The organism is Maribacter sp. (assembly GCF_039968975.1).
In the GTDB taxonomy this organism is placed as follows: domain Bacteria; phylum Bacteroidota; class Bacteroidia; order Flavobacteriales; family Flavobacteriaceae; genus Maribacter.
Window position 1 is genome coordinate 1 of the sequence record NZ_JBDVOT010000249.1, and the last position, 9854, is coordinate 9854.

Annotated in this window: 11 protein-coding genes; 7 read left to right on the top strand and 4 right to left on the bottom strand. The window is 34.7% G+C overall.

Annotation, left to right across the window (positions count from 1 at the left end):
* The 4 genes from ABJI11_RS17340 to ABJI11_RS17355 form a co-directional block, all read left to right on the top strand.
* Positions 1-785 (top strand): FGGY-family carbohydrate kinase (locus ABJI11_RS17340; protein WP_348355116.1); only part of this gene is annotated, 785 nt, incomplete at its 5' end.
* 8 nt (positions 786-793) lie between these two features.
* Entirely contained in the window at positions 794-1939 is a 1146-nt protein-coding gene (locus tag ABJI11_RS17345; RefSeq protein ID WP_348355119.1) for an alpha-hydroxy acid oxidase, read from the top strand.
* 198 nt (positions 1940-2137) lie between these two features.
* Positions 2138-3343: a bifunctional alpha/beta hydrolase/OsmC family protein gene (locus ABJI11_RS17350; protein WP_348355122.1), complete on the top strand. Its 1206-nt coding sequence runs from the start codon at positions 2138-2140 to the stop codon at positions 3341-3343.
* 18 nt (positions 3344-3361) lie between these two features.
* Positions 3362-3643, top strand: a complete 282-nt coding sequence (locus ABJI11_RS17355) for a DUF427 domain-containing protein (RefSeq protein ID WP_276491913.1) — start codon at positions 3362-3364, stop codon at positions 3641-3643.
* Positions 3644-3705: 62 nt separating this feature from the next.
* Here the strand turns inward: ABJI11_RS17355 and ABJI11_RS17360 are convergent, their stop codons facing one another.
* From ABJI11_RS17360 to ABJI11_RS17375, 4 genes are all read right to left on the bottom strand, one after another.
* On the bottom strand, positions 3706-3954 hold the full coding sequence (locus ABJI11_RS17360; protein ID WP_348355125.1) for a hypothetical protein: 249 nt from the start codon (positions 3952-3954) through the stop codon (positions 3706-3708).
* 280 nt (positions 3955-4234) lie between these two features.
* On the bottom strand, positions 4235-4357 hold the full coding sequence (locus tag ABJI11_RS17365) for a hypothetical protein (protein ID WP_276491916.1): 123 nt from the start codon (positions 4355-4357) through the stop codon (positions 4235-4237).
* A 235-nt stretch (positions 4358-4592) separates the two neighbouring features.
* A complete protein-coding gene (locus tag ABJI11_RS17370) occupies positions 4593-4724 on the bottom strand; it encodes a hypothetical protein (protein ID WP_276491917.1) in 132 nt (43 codons plus the stop codon).
* Positions 4725-4904: 180 nt separating this feature from the next.
* Positions 4905-6152: a glycosyltransferase N-terminal domain-containing protein gene (locus ABJI11_RS17375; protein ID WP_348355129.1), complete on the bottom strand. Its 1248-nt coding sequence runs from the start codon at positions 6150-6152 to the stop codon at positions 4905-4907.
* A gap of 90 nt (positions 6153-6242) precedes the next feature.
* On the opposite strand from ABJI11_RS17375, the gene ABJI11_RS17380 reads away from it, so the two are divergent.
* The 3 genes from ABJI11_RS17380 (at position 6243) to ABJI11_RS17390 (ending at position 9809) form a co-directional block, all read left to right on the top strand.
* Positions 6243-7397, top strand: a complete 1155-nt coding sequence (locus ABJI11_RS17380) for a DegT/DnrJ/EryC1/StrS family aminotransferase (RefSeq protein WP_348355132.1) — start codon at positions 6243-6245, stop codon at positions 7395-7397.
* A 44-nt stretch (positions 7398-7441) separates the two neighbouring features.
* Positions 7442-8458: a UDP-glucose 4-epimerase GalE gene (gene galE / locus ABJI11_RS17385; protein WP_348355135.1), complete on the top strand. Its 1017-nt coding sequence runs from the start codon at positions 7442-7444 to the stop codon at positions 8456-8458.
* A 76-nt stretch (positions 8459-8534) separates the two neighbouring features.
* Complete coding sequence (locus tag ABJI11_RS17390; protein ID WP_348355138.1) at positions 8535-9809, top strand: amidohydrolase family protein; 1275 nt, start codon at positions 8535-8537, stop codon at positions 9807-9809.
* Positions 9810-9854: the final 45 nt, after the last annotated feature.

Consider the following 9854-nt stretch of genomic DNA (forward strand, 5'->3'; position numbering starts at 1 on the left):
ATGTGGAAGGGATCGATAAAAAGCTACCTGCTATTGAATCTTCAAATAAAACTACACTGGTTAATTACAAAGGACATCAGATTAATATAGGTATTGGTATTCATGATAGCTCATCAGCCTTAGTGCCGTACATTCGTAGTATAGCAAAACCATTTTTGTTGGTTTCAACAGGTACTTGGAGTATATCTATTAATCCGTTTAATAAAGATATGTTGACTTCACATGATATTGAAAATGATTCACTTTTCAATATGCAAGTAGATGGAAGTCCTGTTAAAGTTTCACGATTGTTTCTAGGAAATGAGTACAAAATTCAAGTCCAGGCATTATCAGATTATTATAAAGTGCCTTATGACATGCACAAGAATGTGAGATTTGATCAGAATATTTTTCTTGAAATCAATAAAGATTTCACTCATAGGTATAAGTGGTCTTCAATGACATCAGCATCCATGCCTGAGAAAACTGTAATGATATATGATAGTTATGAGTATGCCTACCACCAATTACTATTAGAGCTAGTATTACTTCAAGTGAAAAGTATTAAAGCAGCAATTGGGAAATCTAAAATCAAACAAATTTATGTTGATGGAGGTTTTAGTGATAATGAGGTGTTCATACAGATGCTTTCACAATTCATGAATACTATAAAGCTAAAAACAACTAACTCTTCGCTAGGTTCTGCATTGGGTGCCGCAATCGTTATTTCAGATAAAAAAATAGATTCCAAATTTCTTAAGAGTAATTATGCAGTAAAAAAGCATGTACCTCTTATTTTAAATTAAGATTAGTTATGGCTATAAATTTCAACTCAGATTATCCATCCGTTGATGATTTGCGCATAAAGGCAAAATCACGGATTCCCAAGTTCGCTTTTGAATATTTGGATGGTGGTTGCAATGAAGATATTAGCCTTGCTAGAAATACATCTGAAATACGAAAGGTTCAATTACAGCCAAGATATCTGCGAAATAATGGAACAAGTAGTACAAAGACAACAGTAATGGGAATGGAGTTTGATGCTCCTTTTGGTATAGCTCCCGTGGGTCTTCAAGGTCTCATGTGGCCCAATACACCGGCTATTCTAGCAAAAGCAGCACATAACCACAATATTCCATTTATTCTTAGTACTGTAACCACTATGGATATTGAAAAGGCTAGCGAACTTACTGAAGGTAATGCTTGGTTTCAATTATATAACCCGGTAGATGATGCTATAAGAGATGATATTATAGATCGTGCAGATGCTGCAGGTTGCCCTGTGCTTGTTTTATTATGTGATGTGCCTACTTTTGGGTATCGCCCACGTGATTTTAGAAATGGTTTGGCTTTACCGCCAAAAATGACTGTAGCAAATATTCTTCAAATTTTAGGAAAACCTAATTGGGCCTATAATACCTTAAAATATGGCCAGCCAACTTTTGAGACTCTAAAACCGTATACGCCTGAAGGTTTGGATTTAAAACAGTTAGGAGCTTTTATGGACAAAACTTTTTCAGGAAGGTTAAATGAAGAGAAAATTAAACCGATTAGAGATAAATGGAAAGGGAAGTTAGTTTTGAAAGGAGTAGCTTCTGAACAAGATACGCAAGATGCCATACGTATGGGTTTTGATGGTATTATTGTTTCTAATCATGGTGGTAGACAGTTAGATGCTGCTCAATCTACTATAAATTCTCTACAAGAGATTACGGCTAAATACAGTAATCAAATTGAAATTATGATGGATAGTGGTTTGCGCTCAGGGCCAGATGTTGCACGCGCTATGGCAAGCGGAGCCAAATTTACATTTATGGGACGATCTTTTGTTTATGGAACAGGTGCTTTAGGTAGTAAAGGAGGTGATCATACCATAGGAATGTTAAAGACACAGTTTAAGCAGGTAATGGATCAATTATGTTGCGAACGTGTTGAAGACTTGCCAAAGCACCTCATATAGCAAGATTTTGAATTAACACTTTAGATAATTACTAAAAAAAAAGCCTCTTGAGTAATCAGGAGGCTTTTTTTATGGGGTAGATATAATTACTTCTTAAAACAAGCTAATTGTAACTTGGCTTTTAAACAGATTTGTAAGTTTTTCTCTTTGTTTACTTCTAATACCATATATTAAGTAATAGCATAGAAAAGAAAACATATGGGTTTTGAAAAGGTAACGTTCACAAATTCTCAAGGTAAGCAATTGGCGGCAAGATTAGAATTGCCAACAAATCAAGAAGCACATAGTTATGCCATTTTTGCACATTGTTTTACATGTAATAAGAATTTTTCTGCGGTTCGTAATATATCAAGGGCACTTGTAAGTAGAGGAATTGCTGTTCTAAGATTTGATTTTACCGGACTAGGGGAGAGTGAAGGGGAATTTGAAGAAACCAATTTCTCCTCAAACGTTTCTGATTTAATTGAAGCTGCTAAATTTTTAGAACAGAATTATAAAGCTCCTTCGTTATTAGTAGGGCATTCTTTAGGTGGTGCTGCAGTTATTTTTGCTGCTTCTCAGTTAGACGCTGTCGTTGCGGTAACTACCATTGGTGCACCATCATCACCAGCTCATGTACAGCATTTATTCAAATCTAATGTAGATGAAATAAATACTATGGGTAAGGCAAAAGTGAATATTGGAGGTCGCGATTTTACGATTAAAAAAGATTTTATTGATGATATTCAATCAAAACCCATGAAAGAGGTCTTGAAGAATATGAGAAAACCGTATTTGGTTATACATTCTCCTCAAGATACTATTGTTGGTATTGAAAATGCAAAAGAACTTTATCAATACGCACATCACCCTAAGAGCTTTATTTCAATTGATAAGGCTGATCACCTTTTAATGGACAATGAAGATTCCACTTATGTAGGTAATGTAATTGCCGGTTGGGCAGAGCGCTATTTGGATGTTCCTAAAAGACAGTCTGTGAAAACTACGCATCAGGTAGCGGTAAGTATAGGTAATGAAGGTTTTACTTCTGAAATCGTGTCAGGAAATCATTTGTTAATAGCAGATGAACCTAAAGATTTTGGAGGAAACGATTTTGGTCCTTCGCCTTATGACTATGTTTCATCTGGCTTGGGGGCTTGTACGGCTATGACTTTAAGAATGTATGCTTCACGAAAAAAATGGGACTTACAAAAAGTAATTGTACATGTTGATCACGGTAAGGAACATGCCCTTGATTCTGAAAATACTTCAGCAGTTAAAAAAATTGACACTTTTAAAAGAAAGATAGAATTATATGGCGATTTAAATAGTGAACAAAGAAAAAGGTTATTGGAGATTGCGGATAAGTGTCCCGTGCATAAAACTCTTTCTACTGAATCATCTATAATTACAGAATTAATTTAAACTATAAATAGTATTAAAATGGTAAAAGCAATTTGGAACAATGAAGTGATAGCTGAAAGTAATGAAACCATCGTAATAGAGGGTAATCATTATTTTCCTCCTAAAGATATTAAGCAAGAGTTTTTTAAAAGCACCGATACCCATACTAGTTGTCCGTGGAAAGGTGTTGCATCTTATTATAATGTTGAAGTTAATGGAGAGGTGAACAAGGATGCTGCTTGGTTTTATCCTGAGGTTTCAGAATTAGCTAAAGGCATTAAAGGGTATGTGGCATTTTGGAAAGGTGTAGAAGTAAGATAGTATTAGCATAAAAAAGGTCAGCTTTTAGCTGACCTTTTTTTAAGTTTAAATAGTTATTGTCACTATGCAGTAGCATTTTGTGGTGCCCAATGGCTGCAAGACATACCTGGAGCTGCTTTTTGAGGATTAGCACAATCGCTAGATTCAAATCTAATACAGGTTACACAATTAGTGTCATCTTTTAACGCAACTTTCATTTCAAAACTATCACAAGTATAGCTATTCCCAACTTTTACACCATGAACTTTACAAGTGTTACCTTCTACTAAGTTGTCGCAGTTAACGCAACTATTTCCTAATCTTATCGACATATTTTTTGTTTTACGTTCCTTATAAACTTACGTTCTTAAACTTTTAAAAACAATTTAAATTGCTGTATTACAGCAGTATGTATTTAGATTATTTAAAAATAAGGGTGGATTTATTATTGTTTAATTCGTGTATTCTTTTGAACTAAAATATAAACTTTAAAGAAGGATGAAACTGTTTTAAATTAAATAATAGATTTTATATGAAACAAAAAATGCCCCTTTTCAAAGGGGCATTTTTTTTAAAGTAATTTTTTTTCAATAAGGATTTGGTATTAAAAGATTAGACAATCCCCAAAAGGGCTAAAAAAGCTCCTACTACAACAACAGCTAAAAAAGCATGCATCGCAATAACAAGCACGGAGAGGTAAGCTTCTACTCCGGTTTTGAATGATAAATTGTTCATAACATTACCTACTTTAAAGTTACACTACTAAAGTTAGTTGAATTAAGCAACAATTCCATAGAAAAAGTTGTAAAACTATCTTAAATAGATGTAAAATCTTACATTTTTGTGGTATATGTTTTTCAAAATATGCATTTCAACCCTTAAAAAGGTATCTTGTCGATATCTGAATTACAGCCTTTTAAAACCTAAAGCTACAATTTGTAGCTTTATTTTAATAGTTTTATGCTTGCGTCTATTGAATAAGATTTAGCCAATCTGCTATACCGGCTAAGGGTACAGATAAAAGGATTATTACCAAGCAGGTAACCATTAATTTAAGAAATCCATTGAGTATTTTAACTCCTGAAGTTAGTTCTTGTTCCATAATCATTGTTCTATTGTTCTGTGGTCAATATGGTAGATCTAGCCTAAAGTGCTGTCAAATAGAGATGTAAAATCGATTAACGTATAGAAAATATCTTTGTAAAGTATGTTTTCAACACAATAATATCAATTTTTACAATTGTATATTAAATAAATTAGTAGGCTGTTTGCTAGTTGTTTTTTAGCTTTTTAAGCTAAAAATTGCATTTAATTTATCGACTATTAAGTTTGTGGCTCCGGCTTTTTCCTTGATGTAGTTTGTGTTGATATTTCCGATATTTAATCGATAGTCATTACTTTTAAAACACTTGTCACTAATTTGTTGAAACATGTTGCTGTTATCAACAGAAATGACTCCGCCAAGTTTAACTAATTCCTCTGCCTCGGCAAATCCTTCAAACTTAGGACCTATAACTACAGGAATCCCAAAAACTGCGGGCTCTAATGTATTATGAAGACCTGTAGCAAACCCACCGCCAACATATGCAGTATCGGCATAACTGTAGATTTTGGTTAAAAGACCAATAGTATCAATGACAATTACATCATAATCCGCTAAGGTTTCGTCCTTTATTTCTGTATAGCGAATTGCCTTTTTTTGTACAGTTGCTATTATCTCTTCAATATGATTATCCTTAATGGTGTGCGGAGCTATAACAAACTTTATTGGGTGAACGTTTTTGTTGATGTAGTCTATGATGATTTTTTCGTCTTCTGGCCATGTGCTTCCAGCTACAAAGCAGTATTGTTCATTTTTAAAGCGTTCCATAAAATCTAATTTATTATCACGCTCTAAAATTTCGGTTACTCGGTCAAAACGGGTGTCGCCTGCAATAGAAACATTAGTATATCCTACAGAATTTAGTAAAGCTTTTGCCTTTTCGTTCTGCACAAAAACATGGTAAAACTGATTTAATACCCTTCGCATAAAACCACCATACCACTTAAAATAGACTTGGTTTGGTTTAAATAATGCTGATATTAAAAACGTAGGTGTATTTGATTTTTTTAAAGCAGATAAATAGTTGGGCCAAATTTCATATTTAATAAATATGGCAATATCTGGGTGTGCGGCAGCTAAAAAAGATTTTACCTTCTTTTTTGTGTCCATAGGAAGGTAACAGATAACATCGGCTATTTTGCTATTCTTTTTTACTTCATACCCAGATGGAGAAAAAAATGATATTATTATTTTATGTGTAGGGTTTTGAATTTTTAGTTTTTCAATAACTGGTAGACCTTGTTCATATTCCCCTAAAGAAGCAGCGTGAATCCAAATAACTTTATCATCGTTGGAAATTGCTCGATTAATTAAAGAAATGGTTTCTTTTCTTCCTTTTACAAATAATGATAGTTTAGAGTTGGTTAAAGCCAATACCTTTAAAATGGCAGATACGCTTATGACGATAAGGTTATAGAGAAAGTACAAACTGATGCTTTTGGGCTAAATTACGTTTCTTTCCATAAAATTACTGTCGCCTGTTTCGTATTTTTGTATTACTTCATGTAATTACAACAGATGAAAAAGATACAAATGGTAGACCTAGGTGGTCAATACCAAGAAATTAAAGATCAAGTAAATACCTCAATAACCCAAATATTAGAAACTTCAGCATTTATTAACGGACCTGAGGTTCATGCATTTCAAAAGGAGTTAGAAGATTACCTGCAGGTAAAACATGTAATACCATGTGCCAACGGTACTGACGCTTTACAGATTGCAATGATGGGTTTGGGTTTAAAGCCCGGTGATGAGGTGATAACGGCAGATTTCACTTTTGCCGCAACTGTAGAGGTTATTGCCTTGTTACAATTAACTCCTGTTTTGGTTGATGTCTATCCTGATACTTTCAATATTAATATTGAAGCAATTGAAAAGGCAATTACACCTAAAACAAAAGCTATAGTTCCTGTTCACCTATTTGGTCAATGTGCCAATATGGATGCTATTTTGGAACTGGCTAAAAAACATGATTTGTTCATTATTGAAGATAATGCACAGGCAATTGGAGCTAAGTATCTTTCTAAAGATGGTACCAAACAGATGGCGGGCAGTATGGGTCATGTTGGCGCTACTTCTTTTTTTCCGTCAAAAAACTTAGGCTGTTATGGCGATGGGGGGGCGATCTTTACTAATGACGATGAATTGGCACACACAATTCGTGGTATGGTAAACCATGGTATGTATGAACGCTACCACCATGATGTGGTTGGTGTTAACTCAAGGTTAGATTCTATACAAGCGGCCGTATTACGTGCTAAATTGCCAAAGTTAGATGGTTATTGTGAAGCAAGAAGAAATGCAGCACGTGCCTATTCTAAAGCTTTTGAAGGGCAAGAGCATATTATTACACCTGTAACGGTTAATAATTGTGGAGGTATTTGTGATGTGTGCGATTGTCACGTTTTTCATCAATATACGTTGCGTATAACTAACGGTAAAAGAGATGAGTTGGCACAATTTTTAGCTAAAAATGAAGTTCCTTTTGGTATCTACTACCCAATACCTTTACATAAACAGAAAGCTTATGTAGATGATCGTTATAACGAAGCAGATTTTCCAGTGACGAATCAATTGGTGACCGAAGTGTTGTCTTTGCCTATGCATACAGAATTAGATGAAGAACAGATTAACTATATAACACAGTTAATTATCGGGTTTATTAACGGGTAATAGGATGGTTTTCTAAATTTGATAACGTTCAAATAGCATTATAAATGAAAGTATTAGTAACAGGCGGATTAGGTTTTATAGGCTCACATACAGTTGTAGAGTTGCAAAATAAAGGGTTTGAAGTTGTCATTATTGATGACTGTTCAAATTCAGATGAAAGTGTTCTTGATGGTATAGAAGCTATTACTGGAAAAAAACCGGCTTATGAAAAGTTGGATTTAAAGGAGAAACATAAAGTTGAAGATTTTTTTAAGCGCTATCAAGATGTTACTGGTGTCATTCACTTCGCAGCTTCTAAGGCGGTTGGTGAAAGTGTTGAAAAACCTCTTTTATACTATGAGAACAACATAGGAACTCTAGTATACATTCTAAAAGAATTATGTAAAAAAAATAAGGCTAGTTTTATTTTTAGTTCTTCTTGTACGGTTTACGGGCAAGCCGATGAAATGCCAATTACGGAAGATGCACCTGTTAAGGTGGCAGAATCTCCATATGGCAATACTAAGCAAATGGGCGAAGAAATTATAGCCGATACGTGTAAAGTAACTCCAGGTTTAAATGCTATTGCACTACGTTATTTTAATCCAATGGGAGCACACCCAAGTGGGGAAATAGGGGAGTTGCCAAAAGGTGTTCCTCAGAATTTAGTGCCATTTATAACGCAAACAGGTATAGGGTTAAGAGAAGAATTATCTGTTTTTGGTGATGATTACCCTACTCCAGATGGTACTTGTATTAGAGATTATATCTATGTGGTAGATTTAGCTAAAGCGCATGTTGTAGCTTTAGAACGTTTGCTGAATGGTAAGAATGAATCTAATTATGAGGTTTTTAATGTTGGTACGGGTACAGGTAGTTCTGTATTAGAGGCTATTCAGAGTTTTGAAAAAGTATCTGGCAGAAAATTAAATTATAAAATAGTAGACAGAAGGGCAGGTGATATCACTACCGCCTATGCAGATACTACCAAAGCAAATAAAGTTTTAGGTTGGAAAGCTGAATATACTCTTGAGCAAGCAATGAATTACGCTTGGATCTGGGAACAAAAAATACGTGACTGATTTTTTCAAGGTTAACAATATAAATAAGGGGAAATATGGCTATATTTCCCCTTATTTAATTTAAAGACCACCTCTTATGAAAAATTCATTATTCCTTTTAATGTTCTTGGTAATTTCAACTGTATCTGCTCAAGACATATATCTTCAATGTGGAAAAATAGTTGATGTTGAATCTGGTAAGATTTTGTCTGATAAAACAATAGTTATTTCAGAAAATAAGATAAAGGAGATTAAAAATGGTTTTGTGGCTGGTACAGATACTGATCAGGTAATAGATTTAAAATCTAAAACTATTTTACCTGGCTTTATTGATATGCATGTTCATATAGAAAGTGAGTCTAGTCCGTCAAGATATTTAGAGGCATTTACTATGAATGAAGCGGATGTTGCTTTTGAATCTACTGTATATGCAAAGAGAACATTAATGGCTGGCTTTACAACTGTTCGTGATTTAGGCGGGTCAGGAGTGAATATCGCATTAAAGAAAGCTATTAACAAAGGAACGGTTGTTGGTCCTAGAATTTTTACTGCCGGTAAGGCACTTGCTTCTACTGGTGGTCATGCAGATCCTACTAACGGAAGAAGTAATGAGTTAATGGGTGACCCTGGACCAAAAGAAGGTGTTGTTAATTCTCCAGAAGATGGTAAGAAAGCGGTTCGCCAGCGATATAAAGATGGCGCAGATGTCATTAAAATAACAGCTACTGGCGGAGTGTTAAGTGTAGCCAAGAATGGTCAAAACCCCCAATTTACTATTGAAGAAATAAAGGCTATTACTGATACTGCTAATGACTATGGTATGTTGACCGCTGCCCATGCCCATGGTGATGAGGGAATGCAAAGAGCAATTATAGGTGGTATAAAGACTATTGAGCACGGAACATTGATGTCCGAAGAGACGATGGATTTGATGATAAAGCACAAAGCATTTATGGTGCCTACCATTTCTGCGGGACAGGAAGCGGCCAGACTGGCAAAAATACCTAACTACCTACCGCCAGTTGTAGCTAAAAAAGCTTTGGAAATAGGGCCTAAGTTGAATGCTACATTTGCAAAAGCTTATAAAAAAGGAGTAAGTATAGCTTTTGGTACCGATTCTGGGGTGTCGCCACATGGAGATAATGCTAAGGAGTTTATCTATATGAATAAAGCGGGCATGCCAATTATAGAGGCTTTGCGTTCTGCTACAATTACAAATGCAATGCTTTTAGGAGAGAAAGAACTAGGGCAGATTAAGGAGGGGTATATTGCAGATATTGTTGCTGTAGATGAGAACCCTTTAAATAATGTTGAAACACTAACAGATGTTGTTTTTGTTATGAAAGAAGGTGTTGTTTATAAGCAACTGTAGCGAATTTGTTTTTTGCCTCCTTTAGTATATCAATAAGAATGATTT